Source organism: Streptomyces lateritius (assembly GCF_014649715.1).
Lineage (GTDB): Bacteria > Actinomycetota > Actinomycetes > Streptomycetales > Streptomycetaceae > Streptomyces > Streptomyces lateritius.
Map to the genome: position 1 here is coordinate 1 of NZ_BMTO01000016.1, position 17,565 is coordinate 17,565.

The following is a 17,565-nucleotide window of genomic DNA, read 5'->3' on the forward strand; positions in this document are numbered from 1 at the left end:
AACTAATCTGGCGTTGATTTTTGGCACGCTGTTGAGTTCTCAAGGAACGGACGCTTCCTTCGTACTCACCCTCTCGGGCTTTCCTCCGGGCTTTTCCCTTCGGTTTTTCGTGTTTCCAGCTTAGCAGATCCGTTTTCCGTTTCCGCCACCCGCTGGAGCGGGCTGCCGGTCTGTTCTTCGCTTTCGCGCTTTCCCTTTCCGGCGGCTCCGACTTTATCAGAAGTTCTGAGTCGGATTTCCCGCCCCTCTCGTTCACCCGTTCGTGGCACACGAAGGTGCCGGGTTCCCGATCTGGCGGAGCCGTAAACGTACTGGAGCGGGGCGCCCCGATGCAAATCGAGGCGCCCCGCTCCTGGTTGGTGGGTCGAGGGTCAGACCTCGACGACCACCGGGAGGATCATCGGGCGCCGGCGGTAGGTGTCGGAGACCCACTTGCCGATGCTGCGCCGGATCAGCTGCTGGAGCTGGTGGGGCTCCACCACGCCGTCCTGGGCCGACTTGTTGAGGGCCTGCTCGACCTTCGGGACGACGGCATCGAAGGCCGTGTCCTCGATGCCGGAGCCCCGGGCATGGATGTAGGGCCCACCCACGATCTTGCCGCTCGACGAGTCGACGACGACGAAGACCGAGATGATGCCCTCGTCGCCGAGGATGCGGCGGTCCTTGAGGTGGACGTCCGTGACGTCGCCGACCGAGAGGCCGTCGACGTACACGTAACCCGCCTGGACCTTGCCGACGATCCTCGCCTTGCCGTCGACCAGGTCGACGACGACGCCGTCCTCGGCGATGACGATGTGGTCCTTGGGGACACCGGTCATCGCGCCGAGCTCGGCGTTGGCGCGCAGGTGGCGCCATTCGCCGTGGACCGGCATCAGGTTCTTCGGCTTGCAGATGTTGTAGAAGTACAGCAGCTCGCCCGCCGAGGCGTGGCCCGAGACGTGGACCTTGGCGTTGCCCTTGTGGACGACGTTGGCGCCCCACCGGGTCAGGCCGTTGATCACGCGGTACACCGCGTTCTCGTTGCCGGGGATGAGCGAGGACGCCAGGATCACGGTGTCGCCGGGGACGATCCGGATCTGGTGGTCGCGGTTGGCCATCCGGGACAGGGCGGCCATGGGCTCGCCCTGGGAGCCGGTGCAGACCAGCACGACCTCGTCGTCCGGCAGGTCGTCCAGCGTCTTGACGTCGACGACCAGGCCGGCCGGGACCCGCAGATAGCCGAGGTCACGGGCGATGCCCATGTTGCGGACCATCGAGCGGCCGACGAAGGCCACGCGGCGTCCGTACTCGTGGGCTGCGTCGAGGATCTGCTGGATGCGGTGCACGTGGCTGGCGAAGCTCGCCACGATGATGCGCTTCTGGGCGTTCGCGAAGACGTTCCGCAGGACGTTGGAGATGTCCTTCTCCGGCGGGACGAAGCCGGGGACCTCGGCGTTCGTCGAGTCGGACAGCAGGAGGTCGATGCCCTCCTCGCTGAGCCGCGCGAACGTGTGCAGGTCGGTGAGCCGGCCGTCCAGCGGAAGCTGGTCCATCTTGAAGTCGCCGGTGTGCACCACCATGCCCGCGGGGGTGCGGATGGCGACGGCCAGGGCGTCCGGGATGGAGTGGTTGACCGCGATGAACTCGCAGTCGAAGGCGCCGAGCTGCTCGCGCTGCCCCTCGACGACCTCGAGGGTGTAGGGGCGGATGCGGTGCTCCTGGAGCTTGGCCTCGATCAGGGCGAGGGTCAGCTTGGAGCCGATGAGCGGGATGTCCGGCTTGAGCCGGAGCAGGTACGGGACGGCGCCGATGTGGTCCTCGTGTCCGTGCGTGAGCACGATGCCCTCGACCTGGTCGAGGCGGTCCCGGATGGTGGTGAAATCGGGCAGGATCAGGTCGATGCCCGGCTGCTCCTCCTCGGGGAAGAGGACGCCGCAGTCGACGATCAGCAGCCGGCCGTCGAACTCGAAGACCGTCATGTTGCGGCCGATCTCACCGAGCCCGCCGAGCGGGGTGACGCGCAGGCCGCCCTTGGGCAGCTTCGGCGGGGCGCCGAGTTCAGGATGCGGATGACTCAAAAGGCTCTCCTCACCACACACGCCACGTACCGCGTGGGCACGTGGCGCGCATGACATTCGTGCACTTGCTTTGTCTGTTGTCGGAGGATCTCATCGGACGTCGGACCGCTCGGGTCGCGGACGTCCGCAGATCGGATATTCAGTTGTGAAGTCTTTTGCTAGAGCTGTACCCCGCCTGCGGCGAGATCGAGCCTGAGCTGGACGGTTTCCTGGGGGGAAAGCTCCACGAGCGGCAGGCGCAGCGGGCCGGCCGGGAGGCCCTGGAGGTCCAGGGCCGCCTTGGTGGTGATCACGCCCTGGGTTCGGAACATGCCGGTGAAGACCGGGAGCAGCTGCTGGTGGATCTCGGTGGCCTTCTGCACGTCACCGTTGAGGTGGGCGTCCAGGAGGGCGCGGAGTTCCGGCGTGACGACGTGGCCGACCACGGAGACGAAGCCGCAGGCGCCCACGGAGAGCAGCGGCAGGTTGAGCATGTCGTCGCCGGAGTACCAGGCCAGGCCGGACCGGGCGATGGCCCAGCTGGCGCGGCCGAGGTCGCCCTTGGCGTCCTTGTTGGCGACGATCCGGGGGTGCTCGGCGAGGCGGACGATCGTCTCGGTGTCGATGGGGACGCCACTGCGGCCGGGGATGTCATAGAGCATCACGGGCAGACCGGTGGCGTCGGCGATTGCCGAGAAGTGCCGGTACAGGCCCTCTTGCGGGGGCTTGTTGTAGTACGGGGTGACGGCGAGCAGGCCGTGGGCACCGTCTCGTTCGGCCGTGCGGGCGAGCTCGATGGAGTGGTGCGTGTCGTTGGTGCCGATGCCGGCGACGACGTGGGCGCGGTCTCCGACCGCCTCGAGCACCGCTCGGACCAGCTCCGATTTCTCCGCGTCGCTGGTGGTCGGGGACTCGCCCGTGGTGCCGTTGATGACGAGGCCGTCGTTGCCTGCGTCCACCAGATGGGCGGCCAGTCGCTGGGCACCGTCGAGGTCGAGTGCGCCGTCCGCCGTGAAGGGCGTGACCATGGCGGTGAGGACCCGCCCGAAGGGGGTCTGCGGAGTGGAGATCGGAGCCATGGGTAACACGCTACTCGCTGCTCAGCGCCGGGTGTCCCCTAGGGGGACGTGAGAAGAGGAGCCCGGCACTGCCTGCTCGGGGGTTCAAGCAGTGCCGGGTCCGTTTGATCAGCCTAGATGAACTTCGTGAAACGTCGCAATACGGACACTTCGCGCGACGGGATCGTACATCTGTCCGCTATGGGGCCATACGGCCGTTCTTGTTGAAGGCGGCGTGGGTCAGCGGCATGAGGCGCGCCCAGTGCTCCTCCATCTTCTCGCCGACCATCTCGATCTCCCGCTGCGGGAAGGACGGGACCTTGGCCAGCTCGTGCTGGGTGCGCAGACCGAGGAAGTGCATCAGCGAGCGCGCGTTGCACGTGGCGTACATCGAGGAGAAGAGGCCGACGGGCAGGACCGCGCGGGCGACCTCACGGGCTACACCGGCGGCGAGCATCTCCTGGTACGCCTCGTACGCCTGGACGTAGGAGGTCTCCATGGTGCGGCCGACCAGCTCCTGCTGGGCCTCCGTGCCCTCGACGAAGACGTACTTGCCGGGGCGGCCCTCCTGGACCAGCTTGCGGGACGCGTCCGGGACGTAGAAGACCGGCTCCAGCTCCCTGTAGCGGCCCGACTCCTCGTTGTACGACCAGCCGACGCGGTGACGCATGAACTCGCGGAAGACGAAGATCGGCGCGCTGATGAAGAAGGTCATCGAGTTGTGCTCGAAGGGGCTGCCGTGCCGGTCCCGCATCAGGTAGTTGATGAGCCCCTTGGACCGCTCGGGGTCCTTCTGCAGCTCCTCGAGCGACTGCTCGCCCGCAGTGGAGACGCGGGCCGCCCACAGCACGTCCGAGTCGGCGGCGCTGTGCTTCACCAGCTCGACGGTCACATCACTGCGGAAACTGGGCTTGAGATCTTCTGCGGGGGTGGTGCTCACCGGCGGGTCCTTCCCATTGCGTCGCTCGGGCGGCGCCCACTTTACGGGGAGCCACCGACAGCGGATCCCTGCACCCACCCGAGGGGCTTTCTTTCGTCAATCCGGGGAAATCGGGCACCGAACGACGACTTCGCTCGTCTCTCCCTGTGACACCGAACACCACGAGCTCGAGGAGCGTTTTCCATGTTCAGCCGGCGAGAAGCCGTCCCGTTCGCGTTCGTCGCCGAGGCCGACCGCTTCCGCAGTAACGTCACTCCCCCGCCTCGGGAGCGCCTCAGCGTCTCCCAGCTCGCGGGCCGTACGCTGGTCGGGCTGACCGTCGTGGCCGGTCTCGTCGGGTCACTGCTCTTCGGAATGCCCTCGCTCCAGTCGGGCGCCGCCGAGAGCCACCGACAGCAGTCCGAGGCCTCCGACGCCCGTTGATCAGTACCGCCCCCTGGGGTGGCCCGGTCGAGACCGCCTGGGTAGCCTCACCGGGCACAGCCCCTTCGAGCGTGCTTGTGAGTGAGGACCTTGTCGTGCCCCTGCCTTTTCTGACGGCCGACCGCGCTTTTGACGCGACCGACGACGTCGCGCTGCCGTTCGACGACCACGATCAGTGGCGTCGTCCCTACCGGCCCGGCCCCTGGCGGGTAGGGGCGGCGGCGCTCGCGCTGCTGCTCGCCTCGTTCGTGCTCCTCGCGGCGGTCATCGTCGCGGCCGCGGGAGCGACACCGGGCGCGGCCGTCACGTTCGGCCTCGCGGCGCTGATCATCGCCGCAGCGCTGCGCATGCTGCGGGTGGGCGTCTGGGTGAGCCGTCACGGCGTGCGGCGCGTCGGGTTCCTCGCCAACACGACGGTGGCCTGGGGGCAGGTGGCCGAGGTGCGCACGGCGCAGCAGCCGGTGCGCTGGCTGGGCCTGCCCCGCACCGTGCAGGGCCAGGCCCTGATCCTCGTACGGCAGGGTGGTGAGCAGATCACTCTGCTCACCGACCACAGTGCCGACTTCCTCTCCCGTGTCGAGGCGTTCGACCGCGCGGCCGACACGGTCGAGGCGTGGAACGCCGAGTACGGCGTCGTGGCGCCGGTCGCGGTCGCCGCTACGCGCTGACCGTACGGCCGGCGTGCAGGGCGATCGCGCGCTGCATCGCCTTGCGGGCGCGGGGGGTGTCGCGGGCGTCGTGGTAGGCGACCGCGAGCCGGAACCAGCAGCGCCAGTCCTCGGGTGAGTCCTCGGTCTCCGCGCGCCGCCGGGCGAACACCTCGTCGGCCGAGTCGCGGTCGATCCGGCCGCCCGCCGTGCGCTTCAGCTCGTCCACGGGCAGGCCGCCCTCGGCCTCCAGCTCCTGGGCGAGCCGTTGCGCGCTGCGGGCGAAGCGGGTGTTCTTCCAGAGGAACCAGCCGCCGACACCGGGCAGCAGGAACGCGACAGCGCCCATGCCCATGGCGGCCGGTTCGCCGGTCAGCAGGAGGAGTACGCCCTCCATCGCCACGACCGCGAAGACGAGCACGAGGACGGTGGCGAGGAAGTAGTAGGTGATCTTTCCGCCCATGGCCGTCAGCCCAGGTCCAGGAAGTGCTCCAGGCCGAAGGTGAGGCCCGGAGTCGTGACCACGCGGCGGGCGCCCAGGAGGATGCCCGGCATGAAGCTGGAGTGGTGCAGGGAGTCGTGACGGACGGTCAGGGTCTCGCCCTCGCCGCCGAGCAGCACCTCCTGGTGGGCCAGCAGGCCCCGCAGGCGTACGGCGTGCACCGGGACACCGTCCACGTTCGCGCCGCGGGCCCCGTCCAGGGCGGTCGTGGTGGCGTCCGGCTGGGGTCCGAGGCCGGCCTCGGCACGGGCGGCGGCGATCAGCTGGGCGGTGCGGGTGGCGGTGCCGCTGGGGGCGTCGACCTTGTTCGGGTGGTGCAGCTCGACGACCTCGACGGACTCGAAGTACGGGGCCGCGATCTGGGCGAATTTCATGGTCAGGACCGCGCCGATGGAGAAGTTCGGGGCGATCAGGACACCGGTCTCCGGGGAGGCGGCGAGCCAGGTGTTCAGCTGCGCGAGACGGTCCTCGGTCCAGCCGGTGGTGCCGACGACCGCGTGGATGCCGTGGCGCACGCAGAAGTCGAGGTTGTCCATCACCGAGGCGGGGGTGGTCAGCTCGACCGCGACCTGGGCGCCCGTCTCGGCGAGCGTCTCCAGCTTGTCGCCGCGGCCGAGCGCCGCGACCAGTTCCATGTCCTCGGCGGCCTCGACGGCCCGTACGGCCTCGGAGCCGATGCGGCCCTGGGCTCCGAGGACCGCCACGCGCAGCTTGCTCATTGCTCTGAACTCTCTCTAGGAGACGGATTCGTGCAGGCGTGCCGCCTGCTTGTCCTTCAGCGGCCCTATGACGGACAGCGAGGGCCGCTGCCCGAGCACATCACGGGCGACCTCGCGGACCTCGTCCGGGGTGACCGCCGCTATCGCGGCGAGCATGTCGTCGACCGACATCTGGGAGCCCCAGCAGAGTTCGCTCTTGCCGATGCGGTTCATCAGCGCGCCGGTGTCCTCCAGGCCGAGGACCGTCGAGCCGGAGAGCTGCCCGATGGCGCGGGCGATCTCGTCGTCGGACAGGCCGTCGGAGGCCACCTTGTCGAGCTCGTCCCGGCAGATCTTCAGCACGTCGTGGACCTGGCTGGGGCGGCAGCCCGCGTACACGCCGAAGAGGCCGCAGTCGGCGAAGCCCGAGGTGTACGAGTACACGCTGTAGGCCAGGCCGCGCTTCTCGCGGACCTCCTGGAAGAGGCGCGAGGACATGCCGCCGCCCAGCGCGGTGTTCAGCACCCCGAGCGCCCAGCGGCGCTCGTCGGTACGGGCCAGACCCGGCATGCCGAGGACCACGTGGGCCTGCTCGGTCTTGCGGCCCAGGACCTCGACGCGGCCCGCGGTGCGGATGGTGCGCCGGCCCTCGCGGGGACCGACCGGCAGCGCGTCGGTACGGGTGAGGGCACCGGCCTTCTCGAAGGCGCGGCGGACCTGGCGTACCACCGTGGCGTGGTCGACGTTGCCCGCTGCGGCGACGACCAGGTGGGTCGGGTCGTAGTGCTTCTTGTAGAAGCGGGCGATCCGGCCGCGGTCGAGGGCGTTGATGGTGTCGACGGTGCCCAGGACCGGGCGGCCGAGCGGGGTGTCGCCGAACATGGTCTGCGCGAACAGGTCGTGCACGACGTCGCCCGGGTCGTCCTCGGTCATCGCGATCTCTTCGAGGATGACGCCTCGCTCGGCGTCCACGTCCTCCTGGAGGATCAGCGATCCGGTCAGCATGTCGCAGACGACGTCGATCGCCAGCGGCAGGTCGGTGTCGAGGACCCGCGCGTAGTAGCAGGTGTACTCCTTCGCCGTGAAGGCGTTCATCTCACCGCCGACCGCGTCGAGCGCGGCGGAGATGTCCAGGGCGCTGCGCTTCTTCGTGCCCTTGAAGAGGAGGTGCTCCAGGTAGTGCGTGGCCCCGTTGAGGGTGGGCGTCTCGTCGCGGGAACCGACGTGCGCCCAGATGCCGAAGGTGGCGGAGCGTACGGAGGGCAGGGTCTCGGTGACGATGCGCAGGCCGCCGGGCAGGGTCGTACGGCGGACCGTGCCGATGCCGTCCTTGCCCGGGAGAAGCGTTTGGGTACGGGCGACGGCCCGCCCCTCCGAAGAGGGGCGGGCCGTCGTCGCGGAACTACGGGACGTCACTGGTCGGTGTCGTCCTTCGCGTCCTCGGCCGCGCCGTCCTCGTCCGCCATGACGGGGACGAGGGAGAGCTTGCCGCGCTGGTCGATCTCGGCGATCTCGACCTGGACCTTGGAGCCGACCGCGAGCACGTCCTCGACGTTCTCCACGCGCTTGCCACCGGCGAGCTTGCGGATCTGCGAGATGTGCAGCAGACCGTCCTTGCCGGGCATCAGGGAGACGAACGCACCGAAGGTGGTGGTCTTGACGACCGTACCCAGGTAGCGCTCGCCGACCTCCGGCATGGTCGGGTTGGCGATGCCGTTGATCGTGGCGCGGGCGGCCTCGGCCTGCGAGCCCTGGGCGGCACCGATGTAGATGGTGCCGTCGTCCTCGATCGTGATGTCGGCGCCGGTGTCCTCCTGGATCTGGTTGATCATCTTGCCCTTGGGGCCGATGACCTCACCGATCTTGTCCACCGGGATCTTGACGGTGATGATGCGCGGCGCGTTCGGGGACATCTCGTCCGGAACGTCGATCGCCTCGTTCATCACGTCGAGGATGTGCAGACGCGCGTCACGGGCCTGCTTCAGCGCGGCGGCCAGGACCGAGGCGGGGATGCCGTCGAGCTTGGTGTCGAGCTGGAGCGCGGTGACGAAGGTCTTCGTACCGGCGACCTTGAAGTCCATGTCACCGAACGCGTCCTCGGCACCGAGGATGTCGGTGAGGGCGACGTAGTGGGTCTTGCCGTCGATCTCCTCGGAGATCAGGCCCATGGCGATACCGGCGACGGGGGCCTTCAGCGGCACACCGGCGTTCAGCAGCGACATGGTGGAGGCGCAGACCGAGCCCATGGACGTCGAGCCGTTGGAGCCGAGGGCCTCGGACACCTGTCGGATCGCGTAGGGGAACTCCTCGCGCGTCGGCAGCACCGGCACGATGGCGCGCTCGGCGAGCGCGCCGTGGCCGATCTCGCGGCGCTTGGGCGAGCCCACGCGGCCGGTCTCACCGACGGAGTACGGCGGGAAGTTGTAGTTGTGCATGTAGCGCTTGCGGGTCACCGGGGAGAGGGTGTCCAGCTGCTGCTCCATGCGGAGCATGTTGAGGGTGGTGACGCCCAGGATCTGGGTCTCGCCACGCTCGAACAGCGCCGAGCCGTGCACGCGCGGGATGGCCTCGACCTCGGCGGCGAGCGTACGGATGTCCGTGATGCCGCGGCCGTCGATGCGGACCTTGTCCTTGATGATCCGCTCGCGGACCAGCTTCTTGGTCAGCGCGCGGTAGGCGCCGGAGATCTCCTTCTCGCGGCCCTCGAAGGCCGGGAGGAGCTTCTCGGCGGCGAGCTCCTTGATGCGGTCGAGCTCGGTCTCGCGCTCCTGCTTGCCGGCGATGGTGAGCGCCTGGGCGAGCTCGCTCTTGACCGCGGCGGTGAGCGCCTCCAGGACGTCGTCCTGGTAGTCGAGGAAGACCGGGAACTCGCCGACCGGCTTGGCGGCCTTGGCGGCGAGGTCCGACTGGGCCTTGCAGAGGACCTTGATGAAGGGCTTCGCGGCCTCGAGACCGGCGGCGACGACCTCCTCGGTCGGCGCCTCGGCGCCGCCCTTGACGAGCTCGATCGTCTTCTCGGTGGCCTCGGCCTCGACCATCATGATCGCGACGTCGCCGTCATCCAGAACGCGGCCGGCGACGACCATGTCGAAGACGGCGTCCTCGAGCTCGGTGTGGGTCGGGAACGCGACCCACTGGCCCTTGATCAGGGCGACACGGGTGCCGCCGATCGGGCCGGAGAAGGGCAGGCCGGCCAGCTGCGTGGAGCAGGAGGCGGCGTTGATCGCGACCACGTCGTAGAGGTGGTCGGGGTTGAGCGCCATGATCGTCTCGACGATCTGGATCTCGTTGCGCAGGCCCTTCTTGAAGGAGGGGCGCAGCGGGCGGTCGATCAGGCGGCAGGTGAGGATCGCGTCCTCGGAGGGGCGGCCCTCCCGGCGGAAGAAGGAGCCGGGGATCTTGCCGGCCGCGTACATCCGCTCCTCGACGTCCACCGTGAGGGGGAAGAAGTCGAGCTGGTCCTTGGGCTTCTTGGACGCGGTGGTGGCCGAGAGGACCATCGTGTCGTCGTCCAGGTACGCGACGGCGGAGCCGGCGGCCTGCTTGGCGAGGCGGCCCGTCTCGAAGCGGATGGTGCGGGTGCCGAAGGCGCCGTTGTCGATGACGGCCTCGGCGTAGTGGGTCTCGTTCTCCACTATGGGTTTCTCCTACGTGTTCGTCTTTTCGTCCGTCGGCCCGTGTGGCCGGGGACGGTGGTGGAGGAGAAGCGCACCTTCGGGTGCGGGCCGGTCTTCGATCGAAGCACCCGGGATCAGTGGGTCCGGGGGCCACTACCGAGGACCGGCGGCCTGCCGGCGGCTTCTCGCTCGTGGAAATGTGGCGTTGTGCGTCCAGACTAAGTGCCGGTCGGCACATCGCGCACGTACAGCAAAGGGAGCGGCCCCCTAAAAGTGGGAACCGCTCCCTTCACGGCGTCTTACTTGGCACCGCCGGCCGCACCGCGGCGGATGCCGAGGCGGTCGACCAGGGCACGGAAGCGCTGGATGTCCTTCTTGGCCAGGTACTGCAGCAGGCGGCGACGCTGGCCCACCAGGATCAGCAGACCACGACGGGAGTGGTGGTCGTGCTTGTGCTGCTTGAGGTGCTCGGTCAGGTCCGAGATGCGGCGGGAGAGCATCGCGACCTGGACCTCGGGGGAGCCGGTGTCGCCCTCCTTGGTGCCGAACTCGGCCATGATCTGCTTCTTCGTAGCGGCGTCGAGAGACACTCGGTACTCCTCTTGGTGTTCGTGCGTCCGCGAGTGCCCCTGGTCTGGTTCTCAGGGGAGCTTCCGTGACTCGTCGGGCGAAGGTCCGATGGGCGCAGCTTCCAGAGCTTCGAGCTTCCGGGAGCGCGTACACAAACGGCCGTCACACAGCGTACCAGCCCGAGGGAGTGGCCCCGCCCGGCCCTCGTTACTTGCTGGTGAGGGAGCGGGCCGCCATGAAGACGTCCAGGACGGCGAGGCAGAGCGGGACCAGGGAGAGCAGGACGAAGCCCTCGGCCAGGTCGAGCAGGCGGCCCCAGAAGGGCGAGAGGCCCTTCCTCGGGATGATCAGGCCGATTGCGGTGAGCAGGGCGGCGCCGGCGGCGACGGCCGCGGTGAGCCAGATCGTACGGATGTCCAGGCCGCCGCGGTCGCCGTACATCAGGAGGTCCTTGACCAGGTCGGCCGGCGGGTTGAGGGAGAGGCCGAGGATCAGCAGTGCGATCGCGGCGATGCCGGCCACCAGGACGCAGGCGACCTGTGAGGTGTAGCGGAAGAGCCGGGCGCGCAGCAGCATCGCGAGGCCCGCGGCGAGGGCGAGGAGCTGGCCCCAGACGTTGCCGGCGAAGCCGAGCACGGCCGCCGACCCGACGACGACCGCGGCGCAGCCGCCGACCAGGCCGAGGAGCATCTCGTGACCGCGGCGGGCCTGGAGCGCGATGCGCTCGCCGTCGACCGGGCGGCCCTCCTCGGCGGCGGGCTGGTTCGGGTCGGCGTGGAACTCGTCGTCGGTGGCGCTGCGCGGGGAGGCGTAGCCGATGGGCAGCCGGGCGAAGCGGGCGGAGAGGCCGGGGAGGAAGGCGACGAGGCCGATGGCGACCGGCGCGCAGACGGCGGCGGTCTCGGTGGCGGAGGACTCGGTGACGATCGCCAGGAAGGTGGCGAGGGTGCCGACCGTCGCGAGGAAGGTCGCGGCGACGAAGGGGGCGTCACCGCTGGGGGTGAGCGCGACGAGGGTGACGGAGGCGACCAGGACGGTCACGCAGCCGAGCAGGAACTGGAGCCGGCCGGGGTCCTGGCCGGCGTCGGGGCCGACGATGCCGGAGCCCGCGATCAGCAGGAGCGGGAGGGCGCCGAGGCCGAGGGCGACGGCGGTGGCGCGGTCCTTGTAGACGCGGGCGCGCACGCCGGCGAAGGCGGTGAGCAGGACGCCGGCGGCGCCCGCGACGATGCCGGGGAGGCTGTGCATGTCGTGGCGGACCGGGTCGGCGAACCAGAGCACGAAGCCCATCAGGACGAGCAGCAGGACGCCGCCGAGGAGACCGGCGCCGCGCAGGAGGTCGTCGCTCCACAGGTGCCGGTCGCGGGTGACGGCGGAGGCGACGGCGTCGGAGACGTCGTCGAAGACGGCGGGCGGCAGTGACTGGGCGAACGGGCGCAGCGAGAGGACCTCGCCGTCGAGCACCTGCTGCGCGGCGAGCGTGCGGGCGCCGTCGAGGACCGAACCGTCGCGCCGGACCAGGTGGTAGCCGGTCGGAGTGCCGGCCGACTGGGTCTGGCCGGTGAGCCGCAGGATCTCCGGATAGACGTCGGCGACGGCGATGTCCTCGGGGAGTGCGACGTCGATACGACTGTCCGGCGCCACGACGGTGACGCGGCAGAAGCCGGTCGCTGCGGTCGTACTCACGTGTCTGGACCCCCTGATTCGCGGTTGCGCACAGTGCGCGCGCCACCCTACCGGGGACGGGTGTCGGTCGCTGCACGTAGGATCACGGTCCTGGGGGAGGCCGTCGCCGACGGGGGCGCCGGTGCGGAACTCCCGCACGAAGTAGGCCCGTAACGAGGGATTGATGCGCCGGTGAGCCAGATCGTCGTCAAACGCCCGCCGAGGTCCCTTCCTCCGGAAGTGCCCAGTGAGGAACTGGTCCTGGAGTCCCCGCCGGAGCTGCCGCGGGGTCAGCAGGAGGGCATGCTGATGCAGCTCCTGCCGATGCTCGGCATGGGTTCGTCGGTGGTGTTCTTCTTCATGCCGGGCGCGCATCCGTTCATGCGCATCATGGGCATCCTGATGCTGGTCTCGACGGTCGGCATGGTGATCGCGCAGCTCGTGCGGTTCCGCAAAGGTACGCAGGGGCAAATTGCCGATGTCCGGCGCGACTACCTCAAATACCTCGCGCAGACCCGGCGTACGGTGCGGCGGACGGCGCGCAGGCAGCGCGACGCGCAGCTGTATCTGCACCCCTCCCCCGAGCAGTTGTGGTCGGTGGTCGCCGAGGGCTCGCGGGTGTGGGAACGCCGGGTGGGTGACAAGGACTTCGGGCAGGTACGGATCGGGCTCGGCGCCCAGCAGTTGGCGACGCCGCTGGTCGCGCCGGACACCGCTCCGGTGGACGAGCTGGAGCCGCTGTGCGCGGGCGCGATGCAGCAGTTCCTCGCGGTGCACGGCTCGTTGGACGGGCTGCCGATGGCGGTCTCGATGCGCGCCTTCTACCACGTGACGGTCTCCGGTGAGCCGGAGGCGGCGCAGGCGGCGGCGCGCGGCCTGGTCTCCCAGCTGGTGACGCTGCACTCCCCCGACGACATGATGGTCGCGGTGGTGGCGGCGCGCGGCGCTCAGGAGCGCTGGGACTGGACGAAGTGGCTGCCGCACACGCAGGTGCCGGGACAGGTCGACGGAGCCGGTACGAAGCGGCTGTTCGGTGACGACCTCGGTGAGCTGGAGTCGATGATCCGCTCCCGGCTCGACGGCCGTCCCCGCTTCAGCCGGGACAACCAGCCGGTCCTCGACCAGCCGCACGTCGTGGTCGTCCTCGACGGCGGGATGGTGCCGCCGGACTCGCTGCTCGCGGCGCCCGAGGGGCTCCAGGGCGTGACCATCGTCGAGGTGGTCTCCGGTGAGCTGGACGAGCCGCGCGGCGGCCTGTCGGTGGTGGTACGGCCGGGGCGGCTGCGCCTGGAGTCGGGCGGCGGTTTCGCCTACGAGGGTGTGCCGGACGGGATCTCGCTGCCGGCCGCCGAGGCGCTGGCGCGGCAGCTGGCGCCGCTGCGGATGGGTGGCGGGGACGACGACGAACCGCTGCTCGCCAACCTGGACTTCACGGATCTGCTGAACCTGGGTGACGCCGCGTCGGTGGACGTGGCGCGGACCTGGCGGCCCCGTTCGGTGGCCGAGCGGCTGCGGGTGCCGATCGGTGTCGGCGAGGACGGCCAGCCGGTCATGCTGGACCTCAAGGAGGCCGCGCAGGAGGGCATGGGCCCGCACGGTCTGTGCGTGGGCGCGACCGGTTCCGGCAAGTCGGAGCTGCTGCGCACGCTGGTGCTCGGTCTGGCGGTGACGCACTCCTCGGAGACGCTGAACTTCGTCCTCGCGGACTTCAAGGGCGGTGCGACGTTCGCGGGCATGTCCCAGATGCCGCACGTGGCGGCCGTCATCACCAACCTCGCCGACGACCTCACGCTGGTCGACCGCATGGGCGACGCGATCCGAGGTGAGCTGCAGCGCCGTCAGGAGCTGCTGCGTTCGGCGGGCAACTACGCCAACATCCACGACTACGAGAAGGCGCGGGCGGCCGGCGCGCCGCTCGAACCGCTGGCCTCGCTGGTCCTCGTCATCGACGAGTTCTCCGAACTCCTCACCGCCAAGCCGGACTTCATCGACATGTTCATCCAGATCGGCCGCATCGGCCGCTCCCTGGGCGTGCATCTGCTGCTGGCCTCGCAGCGTCTGGAGGAGGGCAAGCTCCGCGGCCTCGACACGTACCTCTCGTACCGGATCGGTCTGCGGACGTTCTCGGCGGCCGAGTCGCGTACGGCGATCGGTGTACCGGACGCGTACCACCTGCCGTCGGTGCCGGGTTCGGGCTATCTGAAGTTCGGCACGGACGAGATGACCCGCTTCAAGGCGGCGTACGTCTCGGGTACGTACCGGACGGGCGGGCCGCGCCTGACGGCCGGTCAGATGCCGATCGAGCGGCGGCCGGCGCTGTTCACGGCCTCGCCGGTGCCGGTGGTGTACGCGGCGCCGGACCCGGCGTACCTGACGGCGCAGCGCGCGGAGCAGGACGACGCGCTCGCGGACACCGTCCTCGACGTGATCGTGCGGCGCCTGGAGGGGCAGGGCGTGCCGGCCCACCAGGTGTGGCTGCCGCCGCTGGACCAGGCTCCCTCGCTCGACCAGCTCCTTCCGGGTCTGGCCCAGACCGCGGACCGCGGTCTGACGGCGACGGAGTACACACGTCCGGGCGGTCTGACGGTCCCGCTCGGCCTGATCGACAAGCCCTTCGAGCAGCGCCGTGAGGTGCTGTACCGGGACTTCTCCGGTGCGGCGGGCCACATGATGGTGGTCGGCGGTCCGCAGTCCGGCAAGTCGACGCTGATGCGGACACTGATCTCGTCGTTCGCGCTCACCCACACGCCGGCCGAGGTGCAGTTCTACGCGCTGGACTTCGGCGGTGGCGGCATGGTGTCGCTGGCCGACCTGCCGCACGTGGGCGGGGTGGCGTCCCGGCTGGACCCGGAGCGGGTGAGGCGGACGGTCGCCGAGGTGCTCGGCGTGCTGAACCGGCGCGAGGAGTTCTTCCGCTCGCACTCCATCGACTCCATCGCCACCTACCGGCGCAAGCGCGCCGCGGGCGAACTCCCGGGCGAGGCCTGGGGCGACGTCTTCCTGGTCATCGACGGCTGGGGCGGTTTCCGCAACGACTACGACATGCTGGAGCCGGTCGTCTCGGACATCGCGGCGCGCGGTCTGGGCTACGGCATCCACGTGGTGATCACCGCGGCCCGGTACATGGAGGTGCGTGCCGCGCTGAAGGACCAGATGCTGGGGCGCCTCGAGCTGCGGCTCGGTGACGTCATGGACTCCGAGTTCGACCGGAAGGTCGCGGCGAACGTCCCGCCGGGCGTCCCGGGTCGTGGCCAGGTGCCGGAGAAGCTGCACTTCATGGGCGCGCTGCCGAGGATCGACGGGTCGAGCTCGGCGGTGGACCTGTCGGAGGGCACGGCGGCGTTCGTGCAGGCGGCGAAGAGCGCCTGGACCGGGGCGCCCGCTCCGGCGGTGCGTCTGCTGCCGCGGCGGCTGCCGGCGGAGCAGCTCCCGAAGGGCTTCGAGTACCCCCAGCACGGCATCGCGATCGGCATCGACGAGACGAACCTGGAGCCGGTGTTCGTCGACTTCGAGACGGACCCGTTCTTCCTGATCTTCGGTGAGAGCGAGTCCGGCAAGACGGCGCTGCTGCGGCTGATCGCCAAGCAGCTGTGCGAGCGGTACACGCCGGAGCAGGCGCGGATCGTGGTGGGCGACTACCGGCGCACGATGCTGGAGGCGGTCGCGCCCTCGCACCTGCTGGAGTACGCGCCTATGGCGTCCGCCATGCAGATGCACATGGACGCGATCAACACGGTGATGACGAAGCGGGCCCCGAAGCCCGACATCACCCCGCAGCAGCTGCGGGACCGCAGCTGGTGGACGGGTCCGCAGCTGTACGTGCTGGTCGACGACTTCGAGCTGGTGGCGACGAACTCGGGCAACCCGCTGCAGGTCCTGGTGGAGAACCTGCCGTTCGCACGGGACGTCGGCATCCGCTTCATCGTGGCGCGCAGCGCCGCGGGCGCGTCCCGGGCGATGTACGAGCCCTTCATGCAGCGCGCCAAGGAGCTGGGCGCCCAGGGCGTCATCCTCTCCGGTGACCCGAGCGAGGGCGACATCCTCGGCAACGTCCGCGCGAGGCCGATGCCTCCGGGCCGCGGCACGTTCGTCTCCCGCAAGCGGGGGACGCCCCTGGTGCAGCTCGGCTGGCTGCCGGACCAGCACCGGTAACCGATTCCGGCCGATCGGGTACGGCGGTCCCACTACTGTGGACAGGGACCGCCGTACCACCGTGAAGGGATCGCGCTGATGGCCGACGCCGCCGAGAAGGAACGTCAGAAGGAAGAGCTCTACGCGCTCGACATCTCGGACGTCGAGTGGCACGGCGCGCCCGGGACGTCGCCGGACGAGGAGCGGGTGGAGATCGCGTATCTGCCCGAGGGGGCGGTGGCGATGCGGTCGTCGCTCGACAAGGAGACCGTGCTGCGGTACACGAAGGCCGAGTGGGACGCCTTCGTCCTGGGCGCCCGCGACGGGGAGTTCGATCTGCGCTAGAGGGTGTCCTGTGGGTCAGGCAGCCCGGCAAGGTCCACAAGACACGCTCCAGGCGCGCTGGACGTGCGTGAGGGGGTGGTCCGCCGGTCGGCGGGCCACCCCCTCACGTGGTCACGCGTGGTCTCACATCATCATGCGGAACCGGGCCGCGTTGCCCTTGTCGGTGTCCTGGTAGCCGACGACCGACTCCTGGAGGAGCTGCGCGATACGGACCAGGTCCTGGTTCATGCCCGCCATGTCGCGGGTCAGCCGGTCCTGGCTCTCGCGGTAGGCCTCCTTCGCGGCGCCTTCCCAGTTGGAGGCGACGCGGTTGACCTCGGCCATGAGGTCCTCGAGCTTCTGGCTGAGCTGGGAGGCGGTGAGGCTGACGTCGCCCGCCGCCTGCGTCACGGTGTCGTAATTGACCGCAGTAGTCATCTTCTTGGCTCCTGAAGTGAGAGAGACGTGGAGGAGGGTCCGGGCCCGAGGGCTCAGGCCATGCGGAGGATGGCGCTCTGGCCGGCCGAGGTGTCGTCCATCTTGCGGAAGCCGCGGATGCGGTCCTCCTCCTCGCGGGTGAAGCCGTCGGCGCTCATCCGCATGTACTCCTCGAGCTTGATCAGCTCCACGCGCATGTTCTTCAGGCGCAGGTTCAGGTCGTTCTGGACCCGGTCGTACTCCTTGCTGGCCGCACCCTGCCAACCCGCCTGGATGCGGTCCACGACGCCGTTGAGCGAGGTGATGCGGGCGTTCAGCTCGTCGTGGAAGTCCTGGATCCGGCCGGCGAGCTTGGTCTGTTCGGCACTGGTTACGTTCAGGTCTTTCGACATCTTGCCCCTTCTTCCTTCGGTGGCGTTCCGACGGTCCGGCCGTCGGGCCCTCCGGTCGTGATTCGGACGGGAATCTTCTGATGCCGCCCCCGTGCAGGGTCACTTCACTGCCGTGCCCCCGACG

General features: G+C 69.6%; 15 protein-coding genes. 4 read left to right on the plus strand and 11 right to left on the minus strand.

Annotated features, from left to right (window positions below):
* Positions 1-371: 371 nt before the first annotated feature.
* The 3 genes from IE136_RS28050 to thyX all read right to left on the minus strand — a co-directional run bounded on the left by IE136_RS28050 (position 372) and on the right by thyX (position 4,034).
* On the minus strand, positions 372-2,057 hold the full coding sequence (locus IE136_RS28050) for a ribonuclease J (protein ID WP_158991133.1): 1,686 nt from the start codon (positions 2,055-2,057) through the stop codon (positions 372-374).
* Between the two features lie 158 nt (positions 2,058-2,215).
* Positions 2,216-3,115, minus strand: coding sequence for a 4-hydroxy-tetrahydrodipicolinate synthase (dapA, locus tag IE136_RS28055; protein WP_158991131.1), 900 nt, complete (start codon positions 3,113-3,115; stop codon positions 2,216-2,218).
* A gap of 178 nt (positions 3,116-3,293) precedes the next feature.
* Entirely contained in the window at positions 3,294-4,034 is a 741-nt protein-coding gene (thyX, locus tag IE136_RS28060) for an FAD-dependent thymidylate synthase (protein ID WP_158991129.1), read from the minus strand.
* Positions 4,035-4,217: 183 nt separating this feature from the next.
* On the opposite strand from thyX, the gene IE136_RS28065 reads away from it, so the two are divergent.
* Together IE136_RS28065 and IE136_RS28070 are read left to right on the plus strand one after the other, a co-directional pair.
* Positions 4,218-4,457 carry a hypothetical protein gene (locus IE136_RS28065; RefSeq protein WP_158991127.1) on the plus strand — a complete coding sequence of 80 codons (240 nt, stop codon included), beginning with the start codon at positions 4,218-4,220 and terminating at the stop codon, positions 4,455-4,457.
* A gap of 95 nt (positions 4,458-4,552) precedes the next feature.
* The gene (locus IE136_RS28070) at positions 4,553-5,125 is read left to right on the plus strand and encodes an SCO5741 family PH domain-containing membrane protein (RefSeq protein ID WP_158991126.1); all 573 of its coding nucleotides are present in this window, start codon (positions 4,553-4,555) and stop codon (positions 5,123-5,125) included.
* On the opposite strand, the gene IE136_RS28075 is transcribed toward IE136_RS28070, so the two are convergent.
* The 6 genes from IE136_RS28075 to eccD form a co-directional block, all read right to left on the minus strand.
* Entirely contained in the window at positions 5,115-5,567 is a 453-nt protein-coding gene (locus IE136_RS28075; protein ID WP_158991124.1) for a hypothetical protein, read from the minus strand. The two genes, IE136_RS28070 and IE136_RS28075, sit on opposite strands and share 11 nt — an antisense overlap.
* A gap of 5 nt (positions 5,568-5,572) precedes the next feature.
* Positions 5,573-6,325: a 4-hydroxy-tetrahydrodipicolinate reductase gene (gene dapB / locus IE136_RS28080; RefSeq protein WP_158991122.1), complete on the minus strand. Its 753-nt coding sequence runs from the start codon at positions 6,323-6,325 to the stop codon at positions 5,573-5,575.
* A 15-nt stretch (positions 6,326-6,340) separates the two neighbouring features.
* On the minus strand, positions 6,341-7,720 hold the full coding sequence (locus tag IE136_RS28085) for a M16 family metallopeptidase (RefSeq protein WP_158991120.1): 1,380 nt from the start codon (positions 7,718-7,720) through the stop codon (positions 6,341-6,343).
* Complete coding sequence (locus tag IE136_RS28090; protein ID WP_158991118.1) at positions 7,717-9,939, minus strand: polyribonucleotide nucleotidyltransferase; 2,223 nt, start codon at positions 9,937-9,939, stop codon at positions 7,717-7,719. Before IE136_RS28090 ends, IE136_RS28085 begins: the two co-directional genes overlap by 4 nt.
* Before the next feature lie 281 nt (positions 9,940-10,220).
* The gene (gene rpsO / locus IE136_RS28095) at positions 10,221-10,511 is read right to left on the minus strand and encodes a 30S ribosomal protein S15 (RefSeq protein ID WP_158991116.1); all 291 of its coding nucleotides are present in this window, start codon (positions 10,509-10,511) and stop codon (positions 10,221-10,223) included.
* A 187-nt stretch (positions 10,512-10,698) separates the two neighbouring features.
* Positions 10,699-12,177, minus strand: coding sequence for a type VII secretion integral membrane protein EccD (eccD, locus tag IE136_RS28100; protein WP_158991114.1), 1,479 nt, complete (start codon positions 12,175-12,177; stop codon positions 10,699-10,701).
* Between the two features lie 171 nt (positions 12,178-12,348).
* On the opposite strand from eccD, the gene eccCa reads away from it, so the two are divergent.
* Both eccCa and IE136_RS28110 read left to right on the plus strand, forming a co-directional pair.
* Positions 12,349-16,308: a type VII secretion protein EccCa gene (gene eccCa / locus IE136_RS28105; protein WP_158991112.1), complete on the plus strand. Its 3,960-nt coding sequence runs from the start codon at positions 12,349-12,351 to the stop codon at positions 16,306-16,308.
* A 78-nt stretch (positions 16,309-16,386) separates the two neighbouring features.
* Positions 16,387-16,632 (plus strand): DUF397 domain-containing protein, encoded by a 246-nt coding sequence (locus tag IE136_RS28110; RefSeq protein ID WP_158991110.1) that lies wholly within the window; start codon positions 16,387-16,389, stop codon positions 16,630-16,632.
* 123 nt (positions 16,633-16,755) lie between these two features.
* On the opposite strand, the gene IE136_RS28115 is transcribed toward IE136_RS28110, so the two are convergent.
* Both IE136_RS28115 and IE136_RS28120 read right to left on the minus strand, forming a co-directional pair.
* Positions 16,756-17,049, minus strand: a complete 294-nt coding sequence (locus tag IE136_RS28115) for a WXG100 family type VII secretion target (protein WP_158991108.1) — start codon at positions 17,047-17,049, stop codon at positions 16,756-16,758.
* A gap of 53 nt (positions 17,050-17,102) precedes the next feature.
* Positions 17,103-17,441 (minus strand): WXG100 family type VII secretion target, encoded by a 339-nt coding sequence (locus IE136_RS28120; protein WP_158991106.1) that lies wholly within the window; start codon positions 17,439-17,441, stop codon positions 17,103-17,105.
* Between the last annotated feature and the right edge of the window lie 124 nt (positions 17,442-17,565).

Bases quoted from the DNA above. Each gene is read 5' to 3' on its own strand.
- IE136_RS28120 (WP_158991106.1), bottom strand. From the start codon at position 17,441: ATGTCGAAAGACCTGAACGTAACCAGTGCCGAACAGACCAAGCTCGCC.
- dapB (WP_158991122.1), bottom strand. From the start codon at position 6,325: ATGAGCAAGCTGCGCGTGGCGGTCCTCGGAGCCCAGGGCCGCATCGGC.
- IE136_RS28065 (WP_158991127.1), top strand. From the start codon at position 4,218: ATGTTCAGCCGGCGAGAAGCCGTCCCGTTCGCGTTCGTCGCCGAGGCC.
- IE136_RS28115 (WP_158991108.1), bottom strand. From the start codon at position 17,049: ATGACTACTGCGGTCAATTACGACACCGTGACGCAGGCGGCGGGCGAC.
- IE136_RS28110 (WP_158991110.1), top strand. From the start codon at position 16,387: ATGGCCGACGCCGCCGAGAAGGAACGTCAGAAGGAAGAGCTCTACGCG.
- dapA (WP_158991131.1), bottom strand. From the start codon at position 3,115: ATGGCTCCGATCTCCACTCCGCAGACCCCCTTCGGGCGGGTCCTCACC.
- IE136_RS28075 (WP_158991124.1), bottom strand. From the start codon at position 5,567: ATGGGCGGAAAGATCACCTACTACTTCCTCGCCACCGTCCTCGTGCTC.